The 24,419-nt window shown below is 71.0% G+C and carries 26 protein-coding genes and 1 riboswitch; of the genes, 11 read left to right on the plus strand and 15 right to left on the minus strand.

What is annotated here, in order from left to right; genetic code table 11:
• Nucleotides 1-18: 18 nt before the first annotated feature.
• Nucleotides 19-1,497, minus strand: coding sequence for a sugar transferase (locus tag ACFT4A_RS00740; protein ID WP_382824663.1), 1,479 nt, complete (start codon nt 1,495-1,497; stop codon nt 19-21).
• A gap of 665 nt (nt 1,498-2,162) precedes the next feature.
• On the opposite strand from ACFT4A_RS00740, the gene ACFT4A_RS00745 reads away from it, so the two are divergent.
• The 3 genes from ACFT4A_RS00745 (at nt 2,163) to ACFT4A_RS00755 (ending at nt 5,400) form a co-directional block, all read left to right on the plus strand.
• On the plus strand, nt 2,163-4,010 hold the full coding sequence (locus ACFT4A_RS00745) for a protein kinase (protein ID WP_382824665.1): 1,848 nt from the start codon (nt 2,163-2,165) through the stop codon (nt 4,008-4,010).
• A 48-nt stretch (nt 4,011-4,058) separates the two neighbouring features.
• Nucleotides 4,059-4,733, plus strand: coding sequence for a hypothetical protein (locus tag ACFT4A_RS00750; protein ID WP_382824666.1), 675 nt, complete (start codon nt 4,059-4,061; stop codon nt 4,731-4,733).
• A gap of 103 nt (nt 4,734-4,836) precedes the next feature.
• Nucleotides 4,837-5,400, plus strand: a complete 564-nt coding sequence (locus ACFT4A_RS00755) for a dihydrofolate reductase family protein (RefSeq protein WP_382824667.1) — start codon at nt 4,837-4,839, stop codon at nt 5,398-5,400.
• Here the strand turns inward: ACFT4A_RS00755 and ACFT4A_RS00760 are convergent.
• Genes ACFT4A_RS00760 through ACFT4A_RS00770 form a run of 3 tightly spaced genes read right to left on the minus strand, consistent with a single transcriptional unit; the run spans nt 5,397 to nt 9,753 of the window.
• The gene (locus tag ACFT4A_RS00760) at nt 5,397-6,296 is read right to left on the minus strand and encodes an LLM class F420-dependent oxidoreductase (RefSeq protein WP_382824669.1); all 900 of its coding nucleotides are present in this window, start codon (nt 6,294-6,296) and stop codon (nt 5,397-5,399) included. The genes ACFT4A_RS00755 and ACFT4A_RS00760 overlap by 4 nt on opposite strands.
• Before the next feature lie 46 nt (nt 6,297-6,342).
• Nucleotides 6,343-8,910: an ABC transporter permease gene (locus ACFT4A_RS00765; protein WP_382824671.1), complete on the minus strand. Its 2,568-nt coding sequence runs from the start codon at nt 8,908-8,910 to the stop codon at nt 6,343-6,345.
• 3 nt (nt 8,911-8,913) lie between these two features.
• On the minus strand, nt 8,914-9,753 hold the full coding sequence (locus tag ACFT4A_RS00770) for an ABC transporter ATP-binding protein (RefSeq protein WP_382824673.1): 840 nt from the start codon (nt 9,751-9,753) through the stop codon (nt 8,914-8,916).
• 136 nt (nt 9,754-9,889) lie between these two features.
• On the opposite strand from ACFT4A_RS00770, the gene ACFT4A_RS00775 reads away from it, so the two are divergent.
• Together ACFT4A_RS00775 and ACFT4A_RS00780 are read left to right on the plus strand one after the other, a co-directional pair.
• The gene (locus ACFT4A_RS00775; protein WP_184599608.1) at nt 9,890-10,129 is read left to right on the plus strand and encodes a toxin-antitoxin system HicB family antitoxin; all 240 of its coding nucleotides are present in this window, start codon (nt 9,890-9,892) and stop codon (nt 10,127-10,129) included.
• Between the two features lie 4 nt (nt 10,130-10,133).
• Nucleotides 10,134-10,508, plus strand: a complete 375-nt coding sequence (locus ACFT4A_RS00780; protein ID WP_382824675.1) for a fic family toxin-antitoxin system, toxin component — start codon at nt 10,134-10,136, stop codon at nt 10,506-10,508.
• An 8-nt stretch (nt 10,509-10,516) separates the two neighbouring features.
• Here ACFT4A_RS00780 and ACFT4A_RS00785 read toward each other — a convergent pair whose 3' ends face one another.
• The 6 genes from ACFT4A_RS00785 to bioB form a co-directional block, all read right to left on the minus strand.
• Nucleotides 10,517-11,191, minus strand: a complete 675-nt coding sequence (locus ACFT4A_RS00785; RefSeq protein ID WP_382824677.1) for a class I SAM-dependent methyltransferase — start codon at nt 11,189-11,191, stop codon at nt 10,517-10,519.
• A gap of 78 nt (nt 11,192-11,269) precedes the next feature.
• Nucleotides 11,270-12,199, minus strand: coding sequence for an endonuclease/exonuclease/phosphatase family protein (locus tag ACFT4A_RS00790; RefSeq protein ID WP_382824679.1), 930 nt, complete (start codon nt 12,197-12,199; stop codon nt 11,270-11,272).
• A gap of 9 nt (nt 12,200-12,208) precedes the next feature.
• Nucleotides 12,209-13,108 carry a class A beta-lactamase gene (gene bla, locus ACFT4A_RS00795; RefSeq protein WP_382824681.1) on the minus strand — a complete coding sequence of 300 codons (900 nt, stop codon included), beginning with the start codon at nt 13,106-13,108 and terminating at the stop codon, nt 12,209-12,211.
• 82 nt (nt 13,109-13,190) lie between these two features.
• Complete coding sequence (gene bioD / locus ACFT4A_RS00800) at nt 13,191-13,916, minus strand: dethiobiotin synthase (protein WP_382824683.1); 726 nt, start codon at nt 13,914-13,916, stop codon at nt 13,191-13,193.
• 1 nt (nt 13,917) lies between these two features.
• On the minus strand, nt 13,918-15,198 hold the full coding sequence (locus ACFT4A_RS00805; RefSeq protein WP_382825205.1) for an adenosylmethionine--8-amino-7-oxononanoate transaminase: 1,281 nt from the start codon (nt 15,196-15,198) through the stop codon (nt 13,918-13,920).
• Between the two features lie 7 nt (nt 15,199-15,205).
• A complete protein-coding gene (bioB, locus tag ACFT4A_RS00810) occupies nt 15,206-16,381 on the minus strand; it encodes a biotin synthase BioB (RefSeq protein ID WP_382824685.1) in 1,176 nt (391 codons plus the stop codon).
• Between the two features lie 151 nt (nt 16,382-16,532).
• On the opposite strand from bioB, the gene ACFT4A_RS00815 reads away from it, so the two are divergent.
• Complete coding sequence (locus tag ACFT4A_RS00815) at nt 16,533-17,660, plus strand: 8-amino-7-oxononanoate synthase (protein WP_382824687.1); 1,128 nt, start codon at nt 16,533-16,535, stop codon at nt 17,658-17,660.
• 51 nt (nt 17,661-17,711) lie between these two features.
• Here ACFT4A_RS00815 and ACFT4A_RS00820 read toward each other — a convergent pair whose 3' ends face one another.
• Together ACFT4A_RS00820 and ACFT4A_RS00825 are read right to left on the minus strand one after the other, a co-directional pair.
• Nucleotides 17,712-17,942, minus strand: coding sequence for a DUF397 domain-containing protein (locus tag ACFT4A_RS00820; protein WP_382824689.1), 231 nt, complete (start codon nt 17,940-17,942; stop codon nt 17,712-17,714).
• 9 nt (nt 17,943-17,951) lie between these two features.
• Nucleotides 17,952-18,812 (minus strand): helix-turn-helix domain-containing protein, encoded by an 861-nt coding sequence (locus ACFT4A_RS00825; RefSeq protein ID WP_382824691.1) that lies wholly within the window; start codon nt 18,810-18,812, stop codon nt 17,952-17,954.
• A 213-nt stretch (nt 18,813-19,025) separates the two neighbouring features.
• On the opposite strand from ACFT4A_RS00825, the gene ACFT4A_RS00830 reads away from it, so the two are divergent.
• Nucleotides 19,026-19,484: an ATP-binding protein gene (locus tag ACFT4A_RS00830; RefSeq protein ID WP_382824693.1), complete on the plus strand. Its 459-nt coding sequence runs from the start codon at nt 19,026-19,028 to the stop codon at nt 19,482-19,484.
• A gap of 65 nt (nt 19,485-19,549) precedes the next feature.
• Here the strand turns inward: ACFT4A_RS00830 and ACFT4A_RS00835 are convergent, their stop codons facing one another.
• The 3 genes from ACFT4A_RS00835 to ACFT4A_RS00845 all read right to left on the minus strand — a co-directional run bounded on the left by ACFT4A_RS00835 (nt 19,550) and on the right by ACFT4A_RS00845 (nt 21,536).
• On the minus strand, nt 19,550-20,023 hold the full coding sequence (locus ACFT4A_RS00835; protein ID WP_382824695.1) for a C40 family peptidase: 474 nt from the start codon (nt 20,021-20,023) through the stop codon (nt 19,550-19,552).
• A 3-nt stretch (nt 20,024-20,026) separates the two neighbouring features.
• Nucleotides 20,027-20,239, minus strand: a riboswitch (cyclic di-AMP (ydaO/yuaA leader).
• Nucleotides 20,240-20,584: 345 nt separating this feature from the next.
• Nucleotides 20,585-20,893, minus strand: a complete 309-nt coding sequence (locus ACFT4A_RS00840; protein WP_382824697.1) for a hypothetical protein — start codon at nt 20,891-20,893, stop codon at nt 20,585-20,587.
• A 7-nt stretch (nt 20,894-20,900) separates the two neighbouring features.
• A complete protein-coding gene (locus ACFT4A_RS00845) occupies nt 20,901-21,536 on the minus strand; it encodes an ATP-dependent Clp protease proteolytic subunit (protein ID WP_382824699.1) in 636 nt (211 codons plus the stop codon).
• Between the two features lie 89 nt (nt 21,537-21,625).
• Between ACFT4A_RS00845 and ACFT4A_RS00850 the strand changes: the two genes are divergently transcribed.
• From ACFT4A_RS00850 to ACFT4A_RS00865, 4 genes are all read left to right on the plus strand, one after another.
• Nucleotides 21,626-21,913 carry a type II toxin-antitoxin system Phd/YefM family antitoxin gene (locus ACFT4A_RS00850; RefSeq protein WP_382824701.1) on the plus strand — a complete coding sequence of 96 codons (288 nt, stop codon included), beginning with the start codon at nt 21,626-21,628 and terminating at the stop codon, nt 21,911-21,913.
• Nucleotides 21,914-22,069: 156 nt separating this feature from the next.
• The gene (locus tag ACFT4A_RS00855; RefSeq protein WP_184599242.1) at nt 22,070-22,372 is read left to right on the plus strand and encodes an urease subunit gamma; all 303 of its coding nucleotides are present in this window, start codon (nt 22,070-22,072) and stop codon (nt 22,370-22,372) included.
• A 12-nt stretch (nt 22,373-22,384) separates the two neighbouring features.
• On the plus strand, nt 22,385-22,696 hold the full coding sequence (locus tag ACFT4A_RS00860; RefSeq protein ID WP_382487300.1) for an urease subunit beta: 312 nt from the start codon (nt 22,385-22,387) through the stop codon (nt 22,694-22,696).
• Complete coding sequence (locus ACFT4A_RS00865; protein ID WP_382824703.1) at nt 22,689-24,410, plus strand: urease subunit alpha; 1,722 nt, start codon at nt 22,689-22,691, stop codon at nt 24,408-24,410. Before ACFT4A_RS00860 ends, ACFT4A_RS00865 begins: the two co-directional genes overlap by 8 nt.
• Nucleotides 24,411-24,419: the final 9 nt, after the last annotated feature.

The raw sequence follows: 24,419 nt of genomic DNA on the forward strand, positions 1-24,419 counted from the left end.
TGTGACGACCCCCGCGCATCAGTACGCCCCCTGCCCGTGCAGCACCGCGCGCAGCGTCTTCCACAAGATCACTGTGTCCAGGGCGAGCGACCAGTCCTCCACGTACCGCAGGTCCAGCCGGACCGCCTCCTCCCATGACAGATCGCTGCGTCCGCTGATCTGCCACAGGCCGGTGAGTCCGGGCTTGACGAGCAGCCGCCGCCGGATGTCCGGGCCGTACGCCGCGGACTCCTCCGGCAGCGGAGGCCGCGGACCGACGAGCGACATCGATCCGGTGAGCACGTTGAACAGCTGCGGGAGCTCGTCGAGCGAGTACCGGCGCAGTACCGCCCCCACGCGGGTCACCCGCGGATCCCGGTGGAGCTTGAACAGCAGGCCGGCGCCCTCGTTGCGGTCGGCCAGCTCGGCACGTGCCCCGTGAGCCCCGGCGACCATGGTGCGGAACTTGAGAATGGTGAACTCGCGGCCGTCCTTGCCGACCCTGCGCTGGCGGTAGAACGCCCCGCCCCTGCTGTCCACCAGCACGAGCAGTGCGACGCCCGCCATCAGCGGCGCGAACAGCATCAGCAGAAACGTTGCGCCTATCCGGTCGACGACCCCTTTGACCGCTCGGCGGCCGCCGGTGAAGGTCGGCATGCTGACCCGCAGCAACGGGATCCCGAGCACCGCGTCGACGTGCAGCCGCGGGCCGGCCACCTCCATCAGCACGGGGGCCACGACCATCTCGGCGTCGCTGCCCTCGAGGTTCCAGGCCAGCCGCTGCAGCCGGTCCGGTGACCAGTGCGGATCCGGGGTGACCGCGACGACCCGGTAGCCGTCGCGGCGGACATGGCCCGCGACGTCCGTCAGCCGGCCGACGACCGGCACTCCGTCCAGTTGGTCACCGTCGAGCCCGGCACCGTCCGTCGTGCACACCGCGTCCACTCGCCAGCCGAGGTGCGGGAACTTGCGGGTCCGGGTGATCAGGTCGTGCACGGTGGCCGGGCTCCCGGCGGCGAGCACCGGTCTCAGGCACCGGCCTTCGTTGCGCTGTTTGTGCAGCCAGAGCCGCAGCAGATACCGCGCGGTCATGGTGACGAGCGCGATCGCCGGGATCGCGACGAAGATCCAGAGCTTGATGTTGCGCGAGGTGAGGGCGATGCCGCCGAGGGCCAGTACGACGGTCGCCGCGAACAGCGAGCGTCCGAGCCGGCGGAATTCCTCAGCGCCCTGGCCGAGTACGGCCGGCGCCCACGCCCGGCCCACCGCGAGCGCCCCCAGCACCAGCAGCTCGGTGCCGAAGGCGAGGATTCCCCACTTCTCGTGCCAGTTGGCCGCGTCCCGCGACCCGAAGAAGTTGCCGATCGCCGCCACCACGAAGGCGGTGGCCAGGGTATCGGTGGTGATCACGGTACGGCGGTACCGCTGCTCCCAGTCGATCGCGGGCTGGTCGATCGCCCCGTCCGCCAGACGCCCGCGCGCTGACGGATACGGGCTGGCTAATCCCCCTTGCCGCACAGAACCCCCCAGGTCCCCAGTGGCTCGACGTGCTCGCCCAACACTGTTCCTCCCCCCGGGAGACCCCCGCCCCCCGCGCTGTTCCTCCCCCGGAGAGGCCCCGCCTCTCTCGTCGTGCGCATGACATCCCAGTCACTGCAGAGCTACCTGAACAACCCACTCCGGCGCCACCGGGCTCGGGTGCTCCCCGCACCCAAAACCCCTCTTGAGCTGGCCTTCTGTGGCGCCGGACCTATAGATCATTACTGGTCGCCTCGTGCCCGAACAGCTGAAGCACGGTCAATCTAGACCATCCGGGCCAGTATGGAGAGAGGGTGTGTGTAATTTGTGTTCAAGCTTTGAGCCTGGATCCACCGATCGGTCACCACCTGCAGGTGTCTTCACGCCACCGCCCGCTCCAGTGGCTTCCGGCAAGCCGTCGCCGACTGGGCCGGGCGACTGTCCGGGCCGGACTCGCGGCCGTCCGGGCCCGAGCCGGAGCGGAATACCGGCCCGCAATCACCGCAACGGCCACATGGTCCCGACCCACTGCACTAATGGACACTCCTGTCGCTGCTGCTTGAATTTGCGTCAGCGATAACGGTTGCAGAACTGTGAAAATTCTCGCCGCATTGGATCTTTTCCGTTTGGGAGAATTCTCACCGGCGGGGGCTCGGTATGACTGAATGTCAGGGGGAAGTGTGGCAGGAGTGAGCGAGCGCGACGGGTGCGATGTGTACTGGGACGGCGATTCATGGACCGTCCCCGGCTACATCGATTTGAAGGACCTGGGTAAAGGCGGTAGCGGCCGGGTAGTGATCGCCCGCCATGTCGCGACCGGCCGGAACGTCGCCATCAAGTACCTCAATGAGGAACTGTGTTCGAGGTCGGAATTTCGCACTGCCTTGCGAACCGAGGCCAGGCTTCTCAGCGGCCTGACATCGCCTCATGTGACACGCCTCTACGAGTACGTCGAAGCCGAGCAGGGCGCGGCCATCGTCATGGAACTGGTTTACGGCGCCGCACTCCGCGCGCTGCTGAAGAAGAAGGGGTCCACACATCCTGAGGCCGCACTGGTCGTGCTGAAAGGGTCCCTGTTCGGGCTGGCTGCCGCGCACGGCGTCGGCGTGGTGCACCGCGATTACAAGCCCGAAAACGTGCTGGTGAACTGGGACGGCCGGACCAAGCTGGTGGACTTCGGAATTGCCGCGCGCATCGGCGACCGCCACAACCTGCGCGGTACCTGTGCCTACATGCCTCCGGAGCAATGGAAGATGGAGGCCGCCACCCCGGCCGGCGATGTGTACGCGGCGACCGCGACCCTCTACGAGTGCCTTACCGGCGTGCGCCCGTTCGAGGGGCCGGAACCATGGGACTTCCAGCGCCAGCACGTCGAGGAGCCCGTGCCCATGGACCGGGTGCCGGAAGAGGTACGCGAGTTGGTCCGGTACGGCATGGCCAAGGACCCGGCGCTCCGGCCCCCGAGCGCCCTGGACTTCCTGCGGGAACTGGAGTGGGTGGCCGGGAACGCGTACGGACCCGACTGGGAGGAACGCGGCCAGAGTCGGCTGGCCGCGGTGGCGGCGGCCCTGGTGCCGTTGGCGGTCTCTCGCCTGGACGCTCGTCTGGTGGGTTCCTCGGCCGAACTGGCCCGCACCGTGCTGACCGCACGGCGCCGCAGTCGGCTGCGCAGGCGGGGCGATGTTCTCACCGGTGCGGCCGCCGTGGCGGTGGCGGGGCTGCTGAGCCTGACACCCGGCGGCTGGGCGGGTGGGTCCGAAGCACATGCGGGTGCTCACACCCAGGCCGTCACCACGCTCGACGCACGGAAGGACACCGGTTCGGCGGAGGAGGCGCGGAGCACCGAGTCCAGCAGCACGCCCGGGCCGGTTTCGGACTCCGGCAGGACCGGCACGTCCGGCGCTCAGGACAGCGGCACTGACTCCAGGACCCAGACGGGTGACACCGGCGCCGAAACGGACAGGAACAGGGGGGACGGCGACACCGGAACGAACCCCGACGGGGGTACCGGTACGGAAGGCGGTACCAGCACCGGCGACACCGAGACCCGCGGCGACGAGGACACCGGCACCCGGGCCGACACCGAGCGCACCCACGAGAACACCGGCTCGGAGAACGACACCGATCACAGCGACACGGACTCCCCTGACCACGGGAACACCGGCGAGGGGAACGGTGGGCCGGACACCACCGAGCCGGACAACACCGGCACCGATCAAGCCGACGGTGACGGGGGCACGGACGCGGGGACCGGCGACGGTGATCCCGGGGCACCGGACGGCACCGGCTCCGAAGGGAACGTGGGCCCAGGCGCTGACGCCGGCGCCACTGCCGGTTCGCAGGAGAGCTCAGGGCTCATTTCCAGCTCGCAGTCGCTCAGCACCACCAGCCAGAGCAGCACCGACACCGGCAACTCCGCCGGCGGTACCGGCACCGGCACCGGTTCGGCTTCGACGCCCGATGTGACCCCTCGGCAAGGGGCCCCGGCGGCCGTCGAGGGCGAGCCCGGCTGATGCCGGTCCACCGGAGCCTGTGAGAGCGAGCTGAACGGAGGGGCGAGGATGACGGACCACGGCGAGCGTCCGGTGGTGCCGTGGGACTTACCGGATCCGGGCCTGGAGCCGACCCTGCAGGACCCGGATGTGCAACCGACCATCAGGGATGTCGACGACGCCACCTACGTTCCGACCGTTCTCGACGACCACTGGACCAGTACCGAGCCCGCGCCCGAGTCCGAGGTCCTGCATTTCGGACCGGGCGTCCCACCTCTGGGGCTGACGGACACGGCCGTCGACGTCTGGCGCGGCACGGCGAAGCGCAAGGGCCGGCAGAAGCCCAGCGGTCGACTGCACCGGCTCCGCAGATACCGTCTGGCGGCGGCCGTCCTGGCGATCGTGCTGGCCTGGTTGTTCTGGCAACGGCAGACGGCGGACCTGCGGATCACCCAGGTGACGGCACAGACGAGCAGCATCGTCGACTGCGACGGAACGGCCGAGGTGGTAGCGGTGGTGAGAACCAACGGGGCGGCCGGCGCGTTCACCTACGAGTGGAACCGCAGTGACGGCACCTCTTCGGGTCCGCGCGAAGAGCGGCTGGGCAGAGGACAGGACGAGACACGCCTCCGCCTGCTGTGGACCTTCCACGGCAAGGGCACCAGCAAGGCGACAGCGCGGCTGGTCATCGAGTCCCCCACCCGGCACACGGCGTCCGCGTCCTTCGCCTACACCTGCCGCTGATCCGGCACACGGGCGGCTCGGCCCGGGGATTCCCGCGAGTCGCGACAGGTCCTGCGGTGTCCGGCGGTCGTACTGTCGAACCTCTTACCGAGGAGTACTGCTGATGCGCAGCGTGACCTATTCGATGAACGTCTCTCTCGACGGCTACATCGTCGGGCCGGACGGCGGCTTCGACTGGAGCGTGCCCGGCGAGGACGTCTTCCGCTTCTGGATCGACGAGATCCGAGACGTCGGTGTCCATCTGATGGGACGACGGCTGTACGAGACGATGCTGTACTGGGAGACCGCCGAGCAGGATCCCGCGCTCGACGACGCGGGGCGCGAATGGGCAGCGCTCTGGAACCCGCTCCCCAAGGTGGTCTTCTCCACCACCCTGTCGACGGTGCGGGGACATGCCCGCCTGGCCTCCGGCGGCGTGGCGGAGGAGATCGAGCGGTTGCGGGCCGAGCCGGGGGAGGGCGAGATCGCGATCGGCGGCGCGACGCTCGCCGCCGAGGCCGCCGCATCGGGCCTGATCGACGAGTACCGGGCCATGGTCTACCCGGTGCTGGTCGGCGGCGGCATCTCCTTCTTTCCCCGGAACGAGCGCCGGGTGGATCTCGAACTCGTGGAGACCCGCACCTACAGCTCGAACGTCGTCTACCTCCGCCACCGCGTGACGCGCTAGCCGGCTCCACCCCCGCGCAACCGCTCGATGACCGGCGCGAACGCCTCCATGTACGGCTCCAGGACGGTCAGATACGTGAAGCCGTAGCGCTCGCGCCGGGCCAGGACCTGGGCGGTGATCTCGTCCGTCGTGCCGACCAGGGTCACCGGAAGGTCCAGGACCTCATCGGCCGTCAGACCCGGTACGCGGTCCAGCAGCGGCTGGATGGCTGCCTCGCGGTCCTCGGTGCCGATCACCACCTGCACGAGCAGGTTCAGCTCGGCCGGCTCCTCGCGGCCCTCCGCGAACTTCAGATACCGCGCCACCCGCTCTTCGAGGTCGTCCGGGCTGATCGGCGTCAACTGCCCGGTGGTGCTGCCGGGTGCCGTGCGCGCACCGGTGAAGGCCGCTATGTCGGCGTGCTCGGCGGCCAGCCGCAGCATCCGGTCGCCGTTCCCGCCGACCAGCAGCGGCACCCGCGGCCGCTGCGCCGCTCGCGGCTGGTGCTCCTCGGAGGCCAGCAGGCGCTCCAACTCCTCCACGGTGCGCCGCAGATGGTCCACCCGCTCGCCCGGCGAGCCGAACGGCAGCCCGGCCGACTCGTGCTCGTCCCGTGCGTAGCCGGTGCCTATCCCGAGCTCCAGGCGCCCGCCCGTCAGCGCGTCCGTCGTCGCCACCTCGCGGGCCAGCAGCGCCGGGTTCCAGAAACCGGCGTTGAGCGTGAAGGTGCCGAGCCTCGGCCGCTCGGTCGCCTCGGCCGCCGCCACCAGCGCGGGGAAGGGCGCGGGCATGCCCAGATGGTCGGGGACGAGGATCACGTCGTAGCCGAGCTCCTCGGCCCGGCGGCACTTGGCACGCCACTCCTCGCCAGGGGCGGCCGTGAGCATGTTGATTCCGAAACGGAACGGGCGCGGCATGAACTCTCCTCAGCGGGAAGGGACTTGAGTGACTGCCGCGATTCCATCATTCGTGCGCGATGGCCGCCAGTACATTCATGCGCGATGCACGCAACGCCGGCAGCAGCGCCGCCACCACACCCACCACCGCCGAGCCGATCACCACCGCGACGATCGTGCCCCACGGGATCGCGAGGGCCGTCATGCCCTGGAGCGCCAGCACCTGATGCGTGCACACGCCCCACACCAGCCCCAGCGCCAGCCCCAGGACCGCGCCGAACACCGCGATCACCACCGACTCCAGCCGGATCATCCTCCGCAGCTGACGCCGGGCCAGCCCGATCGCCCGCAGCAGCCCGATCTCCCGGGTGCGTTCGACGACCGACAGGGCGAGGGTGTTGACCACGCCGAGCACCGCGATGATGATCGCCAGCCCCAGCAGCGCGTACACGAGGTACAGCAGGACGGCGATCTGGTCGTGCACCAGCTGCTTGTAGTCGGCCAGGTCCCGCACCTGCACCTGCGGGTACGGATCCAGGGTCCGTTCCAGGTTCGCGCGCAGGTCGTCGTCGCTCGTGCCGGGGGCGGCGTTGACGTACAGCGCGGAGTCCTGCCCGCCCGGCGCGTACCGCTCCAGGGTGGCGAGCCCGAAGTAGAGCCCGCCCTGGGTGCCGAACCCCTCGGCGGAGTCCTGGTCGGTGAGGGCCCCGACCTTCAGCTCGGCCGTGCGTCCGCCCTGGAACTGAACCGGGACGGTGCTGCCCACCCGCACGCCGTGGTCGCGCGCGAAGTCCCGGTCCATGGCCAGGCGTCCGTCCGCCAGCGCCGCCGCGGAGTCCCCCTGGGCGTACGTGATGTTGGCGACCTCGTCGAGCCGCGGATCGTACCCCGCGGCGGTCGTCTCCACCCGGTCGCCGTCCGGCAGCCGCACCGCGACCGGCGTGAACCGCCCCCGCACCACCAGGCCCACGCCGTCGGTGCCGCGCACCTCGTCGGTGACCTCCCTCGGGAACGGCAGGAAGTTGGTGTTCTGGATGACGAAGTCGGCGCCCAGCGTCTTGTCGATCTGCTGGTCGAACGACTTGGTCATCGAGGCACTCGCCACCGACATCCCGCCCACCAGGGCGAGACCCACCATCAGGGCCGCCGCGGTCGCCCCCGTACGGCGGGGATTGCGCAGGGCGTTGCGCTGGCTCATCCGGCCGATCGACCCGAACAGCGCGGGGAAGGCCGCGCCGAGCACCCGGATCACCGGGCGCACCAGCAGCGGACCGGCGATCACGGTGGCGATCAGGGTCAGCACGACACCGAGCCCCAGCAGCGACGCCGCCGACGAGGTCCGGGTCGCCGCCGCGCACCCCGCGAGCGCCGCCGCCCCGGCCGCCCCGACGATCGCGCCCGCCACCGCGCGCATCCGCAGCGGCCGGCCCACCCCGGCGACCTCGGCGTCCGAGAGCGCGGCCATCGGCGAGACCCCCGCGGCCCGCCGCGCCGGAAGGTACGCCGCGACGAAGGTGACCCCGAGTCCGACGACGTACGCCGTCACGGGTGTCACCCAGCCGATGACCATCTCGCCGGCGTCGATGTTCATGCCGAGCAGGCCCATCAGCTCGATCAGCCCGGCCGCCAGCCCGGTCCCGGCCGCGAGCCCCAGCGTGGAGCCGACCAGGCCGAGCAGCAGGGCCTCGACGAGGACCGAGCGGCGGACCTGGCGCCGGTCGGCGCCGAGCGCGCGCAGCAGCCCCAGCTCGCGGGTGCGCTGGGCGATGAGCATGGAGAAGGTGTTGACGATCAGGAACACCCCCACCAGCACGGCGATCCCGGCGAACCCGACCATCACGTACTTGATGACGTCGAGGAATCCGCCCAGCTGCTCGACGTCCGACTCGGCCTGCTCGCCCGCCGTCCTGAAGTCGTAGGTGTGCGCGCCCAGCGCGGCGGACACGCGCTGTTTGAGCTGCGCGTCGCTGACCCCGTCGGCGGCGTCGACCGAGATGCTGGTGGCGCCTCCCGGGCTGCCCAGCAGCTTCGTCTGCGCGGTCCGGGTGTCGAAGAAGACCAGGGCGGCGCCGGGGTTGGTGGTGGTGAACGTGACGATGCCGACGACCTTGACCTTGAACGAACCGGGCGGCGCGATCACGGTGAGGGTGTCCCCGATCTTCACGTGCTTGCGGTCGGCGGTCTCCGAGTCGAGCAGCGCCTCGGCGGGGCCGCGCGGGGCGTGACCCGAGGTCAGCTCCACCGGGCTGCGCTCGGTCGGGTTCCAGGCGGTGCCGAGCGTGGGCGCCCCCGTGGTCGGGCCCACCGGCTCGTTCTTCTCGTCGGCGACCGTGAGGCCGTCCACGTCCACCTCGGCCCGCGCCGCCGCGACCCCGTCGACCTGCCGCACCCGTGCGGCGAGCGCGGCCGGCAGGGTGGCCGTCCGGCCGGAGGGGACGGCCTCGTCGAGGTCCTCCTTCGGGCTGACCGTGACATCGGCCGCGGTGGAGGCGAACAGCCGGTCGAACGTACGACTGACCGTGTCCGAGAAGATCAGGCTGCCCGCGACGAAGGCGACGGACAGCAGGACGGCGAGCGCGGAGAGCAGCAGCCGCCCCTTGTGCGCCAGGAAGCTTCTCAGGGTCGCCTTGAGCACGGGTCAGTTCTCCTCGGCGGACGGGGAGCCCTCGACCCCCGTGGTGGGCGGGGTGTCCTCGAACCGGGTGCGGATCGAGTCGAACCTCTTCATGCGTTCCAGCACGGCCTCCGCCGTGGGCCGCTGCATCTCGTCGACGATCCGCCCGTCCCCGAGAAAGAGCACCAGGTCCGAGTGGGCGGCGGCCCCCGGGTCGTGGCTGACCATGACGACGGTCTGCCCGAGCTGGTCCACCGCCTCGCGCAGGAAGCCGAGCACCTCCAGACCGGCGCGCGAGTCGAGGTTGCCCGTCGGCTCGTCCGCGAAGATCAGCTCGGGCCGGGAGGCCAGGGCCCGCGCACAGGCCACGCGCTGCTGCTGGCCCCCGGAGAGCTGCGACGGCCGGTGCTTGAGCCGGTCCCGCAGGCCCAGGGTGTCGATGACCTGGTCCAGCCACGTCTCGTCGGGTTTCCTGCCCGCGATGTCCATGGGCAGGGTGATGTTCTCCAGTGCGTTCAGGGTCGGGATGAGGTTGAACGACTGGAACATGAACCCGATCCGGTCCCGGCGCAGCCGCGTCAGCTCGCGCTCCTTCAGCCCCGTGATCTCCGTGTCGCCGAGCCACACCTGACCGGCCGAGACGGTGTCGAGCCCCGCCAGGCAGTGCATCAGCGTGGACTTCCCGGAGCCCGACGGTCCCATCACCGCGGTGAACCGGCCCCGCGCGACATCCACGTCCACCGAGTCGAGTGCGAGCACGGTCGTCTCGCCCGAGCCGTACGCCTTGGTCAGACCGCGGGCGCGGGCCGCGATCCCCTCGGCCGACGCCAGGCCGGGGGCGTGCTCCGCAGCAGGTGTGGACAAGGCCGCCTCCTCGGGGTGGATGTCCGGACTTCGTCGTCCTGCCCGAGGGTAATGTGACGCGGCCCACACTCGGTATCCTCCGCGAGTCGGAGTCCCGCCCTTGCCGGTGCTAGCACTCTCGCGCTAGCTTCGAGGTATGGCGAAGACCCAGCTGAACGTGCGAGTCGACGAGGGCACCGCCCGAGCCGCCCGCGAACGCGCCCTGGCCCGCGGTATGAGCGTCAACCGCTACATCGAGGAGCTGGTCAGACAGGACACCGGCGAGGTGGGCCACACCTTCGTGGAGGCCGCCGCCGACTTCATGAAGCAGTACGAGTCCGTCTTCGCCGACGAATTCGGCGTCGACCGTGAGGGCACGCGCGAAGGTCGTCACTGATCCCTTGAACAACCTCGAGATCGATCTCGCCTGGCTGCTGATGCTCGCCGAGCACAAGACCCCGGGAGCCCCCCAGGTCACCGACTGGGGAGCCCTCGTCGCCGCCGTCGCACGCCACCAGGCCGCCATATTCGACGTCCCCGTCTACGACAGCCCGCACGCCCGCGCCGCCGCGCTGCTCCAGCTCCTGATCCACGTCCCCGCGCTGGAACGCTCCAACGCCCTGTTCGCCTCCGCCGTCGCCTACGCGTACCTGGTCGCCAGCGGCGCCAAGGTCGTCACCTCACCCGAGCAGGTCCGCGACCTCGCCAAGCTGGTCAAGAGCGGCGAGGCGTCCCTGCGGGACATCGAGCAGGAGCTGCGGCAGTGGAGCCTGTGACGGCGTGACTAGCCGTCGAGCGGGCGGAACGCCGTGCCCAGCACGCAATACGAGGTGGGCAGCGCAGGCCCCTGCTCCGGCATCAGCACCCGCCGGTAGGGGCCGAGTTCGAAACCGGCGTCGCGCAGCGCCCGCACCGGCTCCCGCGACAGATGGCAGCCGCCGTTCAGAACCGGCCACACCGTCCGGTCCAGCGCGCGCTGGCTGAAGGTCATGATGCGCCCGCCGCCCCGGCCGTGCTCGAAGAACCGCACCTCACCGCCCGGCCGCAGCACTCGCCGGAGCTCCCCGAGCGCCCGGGGCACGTCCCGGACACTGCACAGCACCAGCGACACCACCGCCGCGTCGAAGCCCTCGCTCTTGACCGGCAGCGCCTCGGCCGCACCCGGCACCACGTCCACCGGCACCTCGGCGCGCAGGGCGGCCTCCACGGCCAGCCTCCGCAGCCGCCGCTCCGGTTCGATGGCCACGACCTCCGAGACGGTGCCCGGGTAGTGCGCGAAGTTCAGCCCGTTGCCCGCGCCGATCTCGAGCACCCGCCCGGACAGCCCGTCGAGCAGTCTCCCGCGCACCCTGCCCATGCCCAGCCGGGTCTCGGCGGCGACGCTGATCCGGGCGTAGTAGCGGGCGAACAGCGGATGGTGCACGGCATCCCGCGGCACCTTGCCGGAGCGGAGCGGCATGGAGACCTCCCTGCTAGGCGGACCTACCGGGATTGTCCCCCGCGCGACCCCGCCGCACCCCTGCCGCCGACAACGCGACTAGCCCAGACGGACCCGCCCCAGCACCGGAAGGTGGTCACTCCCGGTCGCGTCCAGGGCGAACACCTCCGTCACCTCGGCTCCTCTGCCCAGCACCTGGTCGATCCGCGCCACCGGGAAGGAGGCCGGCCAACTGAACGCGAACCTTGGGGAAGGGGCGTCCAGTTGGGAGGTGAGCGGTCCGAGTCCCCGGTCCCACACCGTGCCGTTGAGGTCGCCCACCAGCAGGAGCCTCTCGGCCGGGTCGTCCGCGATCCGCACCCCGAGCAGTGCCGCGCTCTGGTCACGGGCCGCCGACGCCAGACCCGTCGGGCCCAGCCGGACGGACGGCAGATGGACCACGTACACCGCGATCTCTCCGCCGGGCGCGGACACCGTGGCCCGCAGGCCGCGCTGCCAGCTCTCCGGAAAGCCCTCCGGCCGGATGTCGACGGGCCGCACGTCCGACAGGGGCCAGGCCGACCACAGACCCACCGTGCCGTGCACCGCCCGGTGCGGCCGGGAGGCGCCCAGGACCTCTTGGTACGCGGGCCGTGCGGCAGGCGTCAGTTCCTCGACGGCCACCAGCTCCGCACCCGTGGCGAGCAGCGCCCGTGCGGTGCCGGAGCGGTCGGCGTTGTCATCGGCCACGTTGTGCTGGACCACCGTCAGGTCGTGGGACTCCGGCGGCGAGGAGAACCACTGCCCGCCGAACATCCAGAACCAGACGGCCACGGGTGCCAGGCAGGCGAGCAGCCCCGCCTTCGACCGCTTGAGCGCGGCGAGACAGCCGAGCAGAGGAACGGCCACGCCCAGCCACGGCAGGAACGTCTCCAGGAGACTTCCGAGCCGTCCCGCCCCGTTGGGCACGGCGGAGTGCAGGGCCAGGAGGCCGGCGACACCGACGGCGCCCGCGACGAGCCAGGCGTCCCACGACCGCCCCTCTCTCACCCGTGCTCCCTAGCCCAGTTCCGACGCCAGCAGCGCGGCGGCCCCGGCCACCAGCGGGTTGTCGGACGGGGCGTCCTCCTCCGGCTGGGTGGTCAGGACGGACATCACGATCGGCGGACCGTCCGGCGGCCAGGTGATGCCCACGTCGTTGTTGCCGCCGTAGCGTCCGCCGCCGGTCTTGTCGGCGACCAGCCAGTCCGCGGGCAGCGCCTTGCGGAACTTCTCGCCGCTCGTGGTGTTGCGCAGCAGCCAGTCCGTGAGCCGCGCGCGGTCCCGGGGCTCCAGCACGTCGCCGAGCACCAGACGGGCGTAGGTCAGGCCGATGGCGCGCGGGGAGGTCGTGTCGGTCACGCGCCATGGCTCCGCGCTGTTGAGCTCGGGCTCCCAGCGGTCCAGCCGGGTGACCCGGTCACCGATCGAGCGGCAGAAGCGCGTGACGGCCTTCGGCCCGCCCAGCTCCACGAGCAGCAGGTTGCCCGCGGTGTTGTCGCTGAAGCGGATGGTGGCGTCGCAGAGTTCACCGACGGTCATGCCGGTCGCGACGTTCTCCTTGGTTATCGGGGAGTACCCCGATTTCGTGACGTAGTCCTGCGTGTAGTGGATCCGCTTGGCCAGGAACTCGCCGTCGCGGTCGAGATCGCGCAGGACGGCCGCGGCGGCCAGCGTCTTGAACACCGAGGCCATCGGGAACCGTTCGTCCGCCCGGTAGGCCACGGTCCGGCCCGTGCGCAGATTGCGGGCGTAGACGCCCAGCCGTGCGGTGTGCTTCTGCTCGAGCTCCCTCAGCCGTGCGGTGACACCGCCCGAGGCGGGCAACGCGTGGGCCGTGCCGCCGCCCAGCGAGAGAGCGGCGGCCGTGCCCACGGCGAGGGCCGTGCGGCGGGACAGGCGTGAGTGTGTCGCGTGCAAGGTGTTCCCTCCAGAGGTGATCACGTACGTAGTCCAACACGCGATCACGCCCGCGCCGGTTTCACCGCGCGCCCGCCGGGACTCAGGACGCCGAGGGCGCCTCCCGTACCCGGAACGCCTCCGCGTCCCACGTACCGTCCAGGCGAGGCGCCAGCCACTGCGGCGCGGCCGAGCGGAAACTGGCGGGGGAGAGGCCCCCCGACCCCGCGGGCACGGAACCCAGCAGCGGCGCCCCGGCCACGTCCGGCAGGTCGGCCAGATTGCAGCGGGCGGCAAGGTCCGGTGCCACGGGCCAGCTCCCGATCACGATCCCGGCCGGGTCCAGCCCCCGGGAGCGGAGTTCACGCGCTGTCAGCTCCGTCGTGTTCAGGGTGCCGAGTCCCGCCGGTGCCACGACCAGCACCGGCGCCGACAGCAGCCGGGCCGCGTCCGCCAGGGTGCCGCCGGCCGCGTCGAACCGTACGAGCAGTCCGCCCGCCCCCTCGACCAGCACCAGGTCGTGCTCGGTGGCCAGTTTGGCGGCGGCCTCCGCGATCTCGTGCGGATGCACCGGGGTGCGACCGGCCCGCCGGGCGGCCGTGGCCGGGGCCAACGGCTCGGGATACCGGGCGAGTTCGGCCGTCGTCACGGCGCCCGCGAGACGCGCGACCTCGGCGGCGTCGCCCGGCTCGTCCGGCCGTACGCCCGTCTGCGCGGCCTTCAGCACGGCCACCGAACGGCCGGCCGCCCTCGCCGTCGCGGCGACGGCGGCGGTCACGACCGTCTTGCCGACCTCCGTGCCCGTGCCCGTGATCACCAGTACCGTCATGTCATCCCTCCCGCGCCGCCGCGCACACCGCCCGCGCGATCCGCGCCACGTCCGCGTCGCCCGTGACGTACGGCGGCATCGTGTAGATCAGATCGCGGAACGGCCGCAGCCACACGCCCTCGCGTACGGCCGCCTCGGTGGCCGCCTTCATGTCCACGGCGTGGTCCAGCTGCACGACCCCGATCGCGCCGAGCACCCGCACGTCCGTCACCTGCGGCAGGTCCGCGACGGCCGAGAGCCCGTCCCGCAGCCCCGTCTCGATCCGCTTGACCTCCGCGAGCCAGTCCTGGCCGAGCAGCAGCTCGATCGAGGCACAGGCCACGGACGCGGCCAGCGGATTGCCCATGAAGGTCGGGCCGTGCGCGAGCACCGGCACCTCGCCCCGCGAGATCCCGTCGGCCACCCGCGCGGTGCACAGCGTCGCCGCCATGGTCAGATAACCGCCGGTCAGCGCCTTGCCCACGCACATCACATCCGGCGTCACGGCCGCGTGCTCCGCCGCGAACAGCGCGCCCGTACGGCCGAAACCGGTCGCGATCTCGTCGAACACCAGCAGCACGTCGTGCGCGTCGCACGCCTCGCGCAGCACCCGCAGATACGCGGGGGAGTGGAAGCGCATCCCGCCCGCGCCCTGCACCACCGGCTCGACGATCACCGCCGCCAGCTCGTCGGCGTGCCGCTCGACCGTCGTGCGCAGATGCTCGGCGTACGCCTCGTCGTACTCGGCGGGCGGCGCGTCCGCGAACACCTGACGCTGGAGCACCCCGGTCCACAGCTCGTGCATCCCGCCCTCGGGATCGCACACCGACATCGGCTGCCAGGTGTCCCCGTGATAGCCGCCACGCCAGGTCAGCAGCCGCTGTTTGCCGGGACGCCCCAGCGAACGCCAGTACTGCAGGCACATCTTGACCGCGACCTCGACCGACACGGACCCCGAGTCGGCGAGGAAGACATGCTCGAGCCCTTCGGGCGACATGTCGACAAGGAGCTTCGCCAGGCGTACGGCGGGCTCGTGGGTGAGCCCGCCGAACATCACATGGCTCATCCGCTCCAGCTGCCCGCGCGCCGCCTCGTTGAGCACCGGGTGGTTGTAGCCGTGGATCGCCGACCACCAGGACGACATGCCGTCGACCAGCTCTCCCGAGCCGTCGGCGAGCCGCAGCCGCACCCCGCTCGCCGACTCCACGACGAGCGGTTCCTGCCGTCCGGGCATCGGGCCGTACGGATGCCACACATGCCGCCGGTCGAGCTCCAGCAGCTCGGGCACCGTCAGCTCCGGCACCGTCCGCTCAGGCATTGGGCGCGAGGTCCGTTCCGGCGCCCCGGCGACGGACGGCGACCAGGTCCGTACGGGCGTCGCCGGCCGTACGGGGCTCGGAGACCTCCGGGGCGGCGTCGGCGGAACCGCAGCCCCCACCGCCCTCGGAGCCGCAGACCCCGCCGCCGTCGTGGCAGCCGCCGGACCGGTGCTCGGGCAGCGTCACCTGGTCGGTGCCCTCCACCTCGAACCCGGCGTCCGCGATCATCTCCAGGTCGGCCTTGCCCGCCTGGCCCTCGGTGGTCAGGTAGTCGCCGAGGAAGATCGAGTTGGCCAGGTTCAGGGCGAGCGGCTGCATCGAGCGCAGATGGACCTCCCGGCCGCCCGCGATGCGCACCTCGACGTCCGGGCAGACGAAGCGCACCATCGCCAGGATCCTGAGGCAGCGCTGCGGGGTGAGGTTCCACTCCTTGGCCAGCGGGGTGCCCTCGACCGGGATCAGGAAGTTGACCGGAACCGAGTCCGGGTCCAGCTCGCGCAGCGAGTAGACGACGTCCACCAGGTCCGCGTCCGACTCGCCCATGCCGGCGATCAGCCCGGAGCAGGCGGAGAGGCCCGCCGCATGGGCCTTCTCGACCGTGTCCACGCGGTCGGCGTAGGTGTGCGTGGTGGTGATCTCCCCGTACGTCGCCTCGGACGTGTTGAGGTTGTGGTTGTAGGCGTCGGCGCCCGCCTCGCGCAGCCGCTCGGCCTGCCCGTCGGAGAGCAGTCCGAGACAGGCGCACACCTCGACGCCCTCGTTGCTCTCCTTGATGGCCTTGATCGTGTCGGAGACCCGGTCCACGTCCCGGTCGGTCGGACCGCGCCCGCTGGCCACCAGGCACACGCGCTTGGCACCCCCGGCCACACCGGCCGCCGCCGCGTCGGAGGCCTGGTCGGGTTTGAGCCAGGTGTACTTCAGGATCCCGGCCTGGGAGCCGAGCCGCTGCGAACAGTAGGAGCAGTCCTCGGGGCACAGGCCGGACTTCAGGTTGACGAGATAGTTGAGTTTCACCCGTCGGCCGAACCAGTGCCGGCGCACCTTCCCGGCCGCGGCCACCACATCGAGCAGGTCGTCGTCGGACGTCGCCAGGACGGCGAGTGCCTCTTCGCGGGTCGGCAGCTCGCGCCGAAGCCCCTTGTCCACCAGCGTGTTCAGCAGGTCCATGAGAGCCGATCCTGTCCTACGGACCCGCTCCGGGCCAAGGAGAGTTCGTACAACAGAGTCGCTTCGACGTGTGGGTATTGCCACATACTGACCTGCTGGTGGTCCCGCTAGTGTCTGTGCACTGCCTACAAATTCTCCCGGAGGACCACCCATGGCGTTCGGCTGGATCGACGAGCAGGCGCGGGTGCGCCGCCGCGCCGGACTCGTACGGACTCTGCGCCCCCGTCCGGCAGCCTCACCGCTCCTCGATCTGGCGAGCAACGACTACCTGGGGCTGGCCCGGCACCCCGAGGTCACCGAGGGCGCGGCCCGTGCCGCGCGGGTCTGGGGCGGCGGTTCCACCGGCTCCCGGCTCGTCACCGGCAGCACCGAACTGCACGCGGAACTGGAACGGGAACTGGCCGAATTCTGCGGTGCCGAGGCGGCCCTCGTCTTCTCCTCCGGCTACGCGGCCAACCTCGCGGCGGTCACCGCGCTGGCCCCGCACGGCTCTCTGATCGTCTCCGACGCGGGCAACCATGCCTCGCTCATCGACGGCTGCCGGCTGGCCCGCGGCACGACCCAGGTGGTGGCGCACGCCGAGCCGGACGCCGTCCGCAAGGCACTCTCGGCACACGAGGGCGCCGCGATCGCCGTGTCCGACACGGTCTTCTCGGTCGACGGCGACGCGGCCCCGCTCGCGGCCCTCGCCGCGGCTTGCCGGGAGCACGGCGCCGGGCTGGTGGTCGACGACGCCCACGGCCTGGGCGTCCTCGGGGACGGCGGCCGGGGCGGCCCGCACGCGGCGGGGCTCGCGGGCGCCGACGACGTCGTCGTCACGGTCACGCTGTCCAAGTCGCTCGGCAGCCAGGGCGGAGCCGTCCTCGGCCCCGCCCGGGTGATCGACCACCTGGTCAACGCGGCACGGACGTTCATCTTCGACACGGGACTCGCCCCCGCGGCGGCGGGGGCGGCCCTGTCGGCCCTGCGGCTGCTGCGCCGCGAGCCGGAGCGGGCGGCACGGGCCCGCGCGGTGGCGGGCGAACTGCACGCACGCCTGACCGCCGCGGGTCTGGAAGCGGTACGTCCGGACGCCGCGGTGGTCTCGGTGCGTGCGCCCTCTCCCGAGGACGCCGTGCGCTGGGCGGCCGAGTGCCGCGCGGCGGGCCTGGCCGTGGGCTGCTTCCGTCCTCCTTCCGTGCCCGACGGCATCTCGCGACTCAGGCTGACCGCCCGCGCGGACCTGACCGGGGAACAGATCGAACGCGCTGTACGGCTGATCGGCGAGACGCGGCCATGAGTCGGCGTGACACGGCCGTGCGTCACACGATGACGGACTGATCAGAAACGGTCAGATGTGGTCGACCGCGGCCGTGAACTCCGCCCAGCTCCTCGATGAGAAGAGCAGCGCGGGCCCGGCCGGGTCCTTGGAGTCGCGCACGGCGAGCAGTCCGGCCCAGGGCGGGGTGTCCGGACACGCGGTCTCGACGCAGTTGTTCGCGCCGGTGCTGTAGCTGCTGCGCAACCACCGCACACCGTGCAGTTCGATGCTTGAGGGGACATGACGAGGCAGTGCACGCATGGTGCCTCCTTACGCGCCGGCGGCTGTCCCGGCGATGTAATCCAACGAGTCCTCGGGCGAAAGGGCGTGGATCTGAAGGGCGTTGAAGGCCTCCGTGTAGGCCTGGAGGTCTTCTTTCCGTTCGAGGTAGAGGCTACTCGTCAAGTGGTCGAGAACAACCACGTTCAGATCAGAAGTGCTCGAAAATGAGAAGACAACGAAAGGGCCGGTAACACCGATGTGTGCTCCGGCGGCGAACGGCAGTACCTGGAGCCGCACTTGGGGCAAGCGTGCGGCCTCGACCAGGCGTTCCAGCTGCCGGGACATGACCCCGGGCCCGCCCACCTCCCGCCGCAGCACGGCCTCGTCCAGGACGGCGCTCAGCTCCAGCGGCGGATCCGCGCGCAGCACGTCCTGCCGGGCCAGTCGCACCTCGACCAGCGTGTCGAGCCGGTCCTCCGACAGCCCCTCCACCGCGGCCTTCGTCACCGCGCGCGCGTACTCGGGCGTCTGGAGCAGCCCCGGGACGACGGTGGTCTCCAGCGTGCGCATGGCGGTGGCCTGCGACTCCAGGCTGATGAAGTCCCGGTAGGTCGGCGGCAGCACCCCGCGGTAGGCGTGCCACCAGTGGTGCCGGCCGCTCCCGTCGTCGGATTCCGCCAACACCAGGAGCAGTTCGCGAAGTTGGGAGTCCGTCACACCGTAGGTGTCGAGAAGTAACCGCACATCGGCCGGTTTCACCCCGCTCGTGCCCGTCTCGATCCGGCTGACCTTGGACTGGTGCCAGCCCACCAGCCGGGCGGCCTCACCGCTGGTGAGACCCGCCGAGGTGCGCAGCGCGCGCAGTTCGGCGCCCAGTTTCCGGCGGCGCACCGCGGGACCGTGCTGCATGGGCTTCTCCTTACTCCTTCCGAGCCACCCGAATACGGTCTCGCGTCGTAGAGTTCACCGCTTTGGGCGACAGATATATGCATATCTTGGTGGATCGCCGCCCTTCGCGGGTGTTCTGGTGGCACTCTGGCGGCGAAGCACCAGTCCGGGACCGTACTCGAACCGTCCGCTCCGTGTCGGGCTGCGGTCCCGTGGGAAAGGGACGACGTCGCCATGGCAGACCATTTGGAATCATCCGTCACTCTGCCGAGCGATCCCGCCTCGGTCTCCGCAGCGCGTGCCTACGTGGTGGACACGCTGGCGGAGTGGGGCCTGCCGGCGTACACGGAGGTGTCCGACACCGTCCGGCTGATCATCTCCGAGCTCGCCACCAACGCCGTCCAGCACACCTTCGGGCAGTCGCCCACGTTCACGGTGGACGTCGCCCTGGACCGCGACGAACGGCTGCGCATCGGTGTCACGGACAGCCACCCACGGCTCCCCAGACGGCTCCCCGCCGCCGTCCAGCAGGACAACGGCCGCGGCCTGGTCATCATCCGCTGGCTGACCGCCGAATGCGGCGGCAGGCTCAGGATCCGCCCCACCCGCGAGGGCGGCAAGACCATCTCCGTCGAACTTCCCTGGACCGTCCCGGCCCAGCCCATGACGGCGGCGGGACAGCAGGAGCCGTAGCCCCACCGCGCAGCCGCCGTGGGCGTGCGGCGGCGCGTCTCAGGCAGCGCCGCACGCCCGTGGGATCACTTCACGCGCCCGTACCAGACACTCTTGGTCCAGATCTTCTGCAGCCGCACCACGTCCCCGCTCTTCGGGGCGTGCCAGAGCTTGTTCTTACCCGCGTAGATACCCACGTGGTACACGTTCCGGCCCGAGTGGAAGAACACCAGGTCTCCCGCCTTGCGGTTCTGGGCGGAGATGTGGCGGGTCTTGTTGTACTGCTGGGCGGCAGTGCGCGGCAGCTTCTTGCCGACCTTCTTGAACGAGTACAGCGTGAGGCCCGAGCAGTCGAACCGGTGCGGGCCGGTGGCGCCGTACTTGTAGGGCGATCCCTTCTTCGAGGCCGCTATCTGGAGTGCCTTGGTCGCCGACGTGGCTGCCGATGCCTCGGAGGAGAGGCCGGGGGCCACGATCGAGCCGCCCACGGCGGCGATGGTGAGGGCCGAGGCCGTACCGGCCCGGACCATGAGCGACGGGACACGATTGAGCGCAGTCATGCGCAACCCTTCGTCAGCCGCCTGTGAAGGATGACCTGTCGGATTCGGGCTGGCGAAGTTGCCCGGCCGCTGACGCGGCTTCACCCCAAGGGCTGCTCGGTTCCGGTCATGGCGTGACCGTCCCGGCGACCCGTCGTGCTTGGGTCCTCCACTCCTGCCGATCCACTCCTGTCGACCGGTCATCCAGGCGGCGGCAGGACTCGGCGTCCGCCCGGATCGCCCCGCCGCTGTGGCGGGGTCTTGTCGTCAGTCAGGGATCTTGACTGATGGTTGTCATGAAATCCCAACGGAACCGGGGATTTGTGTTGTTACTCACCACTCACCCGTTCGGGTGGACACGTCTGTGTTCGACCGGGTGTCCACCACGCCGCGCACCGCCGGACCAGCGACGGAATGTCTAATTCCGCTCCTCCGGCGTGCGCGTCGCGCAACCGTGACGGTCCAAAAATTGGTGTCCCGTCTACTCCGAACAGCGGTACGTCGTTTGGCCCGTTTCGACTCAAGCCCGGACGCCACGTCGACAGAGCGCGCGTCCGGGCCGATGGATCGGCCGGCTCCGCGTCAACCGACGGACTCCGGGGGCAGGGTGACGCGGGCGGTGCGGCGCTCGCCGTCCAGCACCCGCAGCGCCCGGGCCAGTGTGTCGGCGTGCAGCTCCGTCTCGCCCCGCTGGTGCATCAGGGCCAGCGCGTCACGCAGCGCGGTCGCCTTGCCGACCAGGGCCTGGGCGGCGCGCAGTCCGCGGTAGGTGTCGCCGTGCAGCGCCGGATTGACGCGGCCGAGCAGGTCCACGACCTCCAGATAACGGTCGATCAGCTCCGCCTCCGCACGGGTCAGGGCGGGCAGCGGCGGCAGTTCGGGCGGCAGCACCGGCGGCTCACCTTCCGGTCGGCGCGGCCATGGTGGCCTTGCGGTCGGGGACGATCCGGTCCACCAGGCCGTACTCCACCGCCTCCCGGGCGGTGAGGATCTTGTCCCGCTCGATGTCCTCGCTCACCTGCTCCCGGGTGCGGCCCGTGTGCAGCGCGAGCATCTCCTCCATGCGGGTCCGGATCCGCAGCAGCTCGTCGGCCTGGATCGCCAGATCACTGGCCTGTCCCTGGACCGGCTCGGGCAGGGAAGGCTGATGGATCACCAGGCGCGCGTCCGGCAGCATGGACCGCTTGCCCGGCGTGCCGGCCGCCAGCAGCACCGTGGCGGCCGCCCCGGCCTGGCCCAGGCAGACCGTCTCCACGTCGCAGGTGACGTAGCGCATCGTGTCGTAGAGGGCCGTCATCGCGTGGAACGCGCCGCCGGGGGAGTTGATGTAGAGCTGGATGTCGCGGTCCGGGGCCTGGTGCTCGAGGTACATGAACTGAGCCATCACGTCGTTCGCCGAGATCTCGTCCACCGGCGTCCCGAGGAAGACGATCCGCTCCTCCAGCAGCTTCGAGTACGGGTCCATGGTCCGTTGCCCGGAACTCGTGCGTTCCGTGAGCTCGGGCAGCACATGACGGGCGGACGGTCGGGTCATGGTGAACCCCTCCTCGCGGCAGGGCTGTCCTCGGCGACAGCTTCCTCTGTAAAAAATGTACAGGACGTACGTCACGTTATGATGAGGACATGGCCTATGAGATTCCGGTGACGCAAGCCAGGGCTGAGCTCGCCGACCTGATCAACCGCGTGGTGTACGGCGGCGAGCGCGTCGTCGTCACCCGGCACGGCAAGCCCCTCGTCGCCCTCGTCTCAGCCGATGACCTGCGGCGACTCGAAGAGGCCCAGGAGCTCCCGGAGCCCGCCGAGGAGCAGGTGATCAGCGCCGTCTCCACGGTCCGCGAGGTCGCGTCCGCTCCTCGCGAACGACAGCGGTTCGGGATCGCGGCGGAGCATCGGGGGGCCGGCCCGGCGTAGCTGTCCGGGCGCGTCGCACAGGCCTGGAGGATCACAGCTCGGTTAACGTGCCCGAAACCCGGTCCAACTAGCCTGCCGCCACGCCACCAGGGCTTTTCCCCGGGGCTGCGGCAGCCGGGCCCCGCACGGTCCGGAGCGAGGACTGTGAGGTGGGACGTGCAACTGACCCCGCACGAGCAAGAGAGACTGCTGATCCACGTCGCGGCGGACGTGGCCGAGAAGCGCAGGGCCCGCGGGCTGAGGCTGAACCACCCCGAGGCGGTCGCGCTCATCACCTCGCACCTCCTCGAAGGCGCCCGTGACGGCCGTACCGTCGCCGAACTCATGTCCTCCGGACGCAAGCTGCTCACCCGGGACGACGTCATGGAGGGCATCCCGGAGATGATCCACGACGTCCAGGTCGAGGCCACCTTCCCGGACGGCACCAAGCTCGTCACCGTCCACGACCCGATCGTCTGACGGGGAGCCGCCGTGATTCCCGGAGAGATCCTCTTCGCCGAGGACCCGATTGCGTACAACGAGGGCCGCGAGGTCACCCGGCTGACCGTCCTCAACGCCGCCGACCGGCCCGTCCAGGTCGGCTCCCACTACCACTTCGCCGAGGCCAACCCCGGCCTGGAGTTCGACCGCGCCGCGGCCCGCGGCAGGCGGCTGAACGTCGCCGCCGGCACGGCCGTGCGCTTCGAACCCGGGATCCCCGTCGACGTCGAACTCGTTCCGCTCACCGGCGCCCGTGTCGTGCCCGGTCTGCGCGGTGAGACCGGAGGTGCCCTCGATGCCTGAGATCTCGCGTGCCGCGTACGCCGACCTGTTCGGCCCGACGACCGGCGACCGGATCCGGCTCGCCGACACCGACCTGCTGGTGGAGATCGAGGAGGACCGCTCCGGCGGCCCCGGCCTCGCCGGTGACGAGGCCGTGTTCGGCGGCGGCAAGGTCATCCGAGAGTCCATGGGCCAGGCGCGCGCCACGCGGGCGGAGGGCACCCCGGACACCGTGATCACCGGCGCGGTGATCATCGACCACTGGGGGATCGTCAAGGCCGACATCGGCGTCCGCGACGGCCGGATCACCGGCATCGGCAAGGCCGGCAACCCCGACACCATGGACGGCGTCCACCCGGACCTGGTCATCGGCCCGGAGACCGAGATCATCGCCGGCAACGGGCGGATCCTCACGGCCGGCGCGATCGACGCCCACGTCCACTTCATCTGCCCGCAGATCGCCGACGAGGCGCTCTCGGCGGGCATCACGACCCTCGTCGGCGGCGGTACGGGCCCGGCCGAGGGCTCCAAGGCCACCACCGTGACCCCGGGCCCCTGGCATCTCGCGCGGATGCTGGAGGCGATGGAGGCCTTCCCGCTCAACATCGGCCTGCTGGGCAAGGGCAACACCGTCTCGCACGAGGCGATGCTGTCGCAGATCCGCGGCGGCGCGCTCGGCCTGAAGCTGCACGAGGACTGGGGCTCGACCCCGGCCGTCATCGACGCCTCGCTGACCGTCGCCGAGCAGACCGGCATCCAGGTCGCCATCCACACGGACACGCTCAACGAGGCCGGCTTCGTCGGCGACACGCTCGCCGCGATCGCCGGGCGGGGCATCCACGCGTACCACACCGAGGGCGCGGGCGGCGGGCACGCGCCGGACATCATGACCGTGGTCTCCGAGTCCCACGTGCTGCCGAGCTCCACCAATCCGACCCGGCCGTTCACCGTCAACACCGCCGAGGAACACCTCGACATGCTGATGGTCTGCCACCACCTCAACCCGGCGGTGCCGGAGGACCTGGCCTTCGCCGAGTCCCGGATCCGGCCGTCCACGATCGGCGCGGAGGACGTGCTGCACGACCTGGGCGCGATCTCGATCATCTCCTCGGACTCCCAGGCCATGGGACGCGTCGGCGAGGTCGTCATGCGGACCTGGCAGACCGCGCATGTGATGAAGCGGCGGCGGGGCGCCCTGCCCGGGGACGGCCGCGCCGACAACCGCCGGGTACGCCGCTACGTCGCCAAGTACACGATCAACCCGGCGCTCGCCCAGGGCCTGGCCCGGGAGATCGGGTCGGTCGAGAGCGGCAAGCTGGCCGACCTGGTGCTGTGGGAACCGGCGTTCTTCGGCGTCAAGCCGCAGCTCGTCATCAAGGGCGGGCAGATCGCGTACGCGCAGATGGGCGACGCGAACGCCTCGATCCCCACACCGCAGCCGATCCTGCCCCGCCCGATGTACGGGGCGATCGGTCGGGCACCGGCCGCCAACTCCTTCAACTTCGTCGCCCCCTTGGCCGTCGAGGACGGGCTGCCGGAGCGGCTGGGCCTCGGCAAGCGGTTCGTGGCGATCGACTCGACGCGCGGGGTCACCAAGGCCGACATGCGGGAGAACGACGCGCGCCCGGACGTGCGGGTCGACCCCGACAGCTTCGCGGTGTACATCGACGGGGAAGCGGTCGAGGCGGAGCCCGCGTCCGAACTCCCCATGGCGCAGCGCTACTTCCTGTTCTGAGGACGCCCC

Origin of the sequence: Streptomyces sp. NPDC057099 (assembly GCF_042671245.1) — a bacterium.
Lineage (GTDB): Bacteria > Actinomycetota > Actinomycetes > Streptomycetales > Streptomycetaceae > Streptomyces > Streptomyces purpurascens.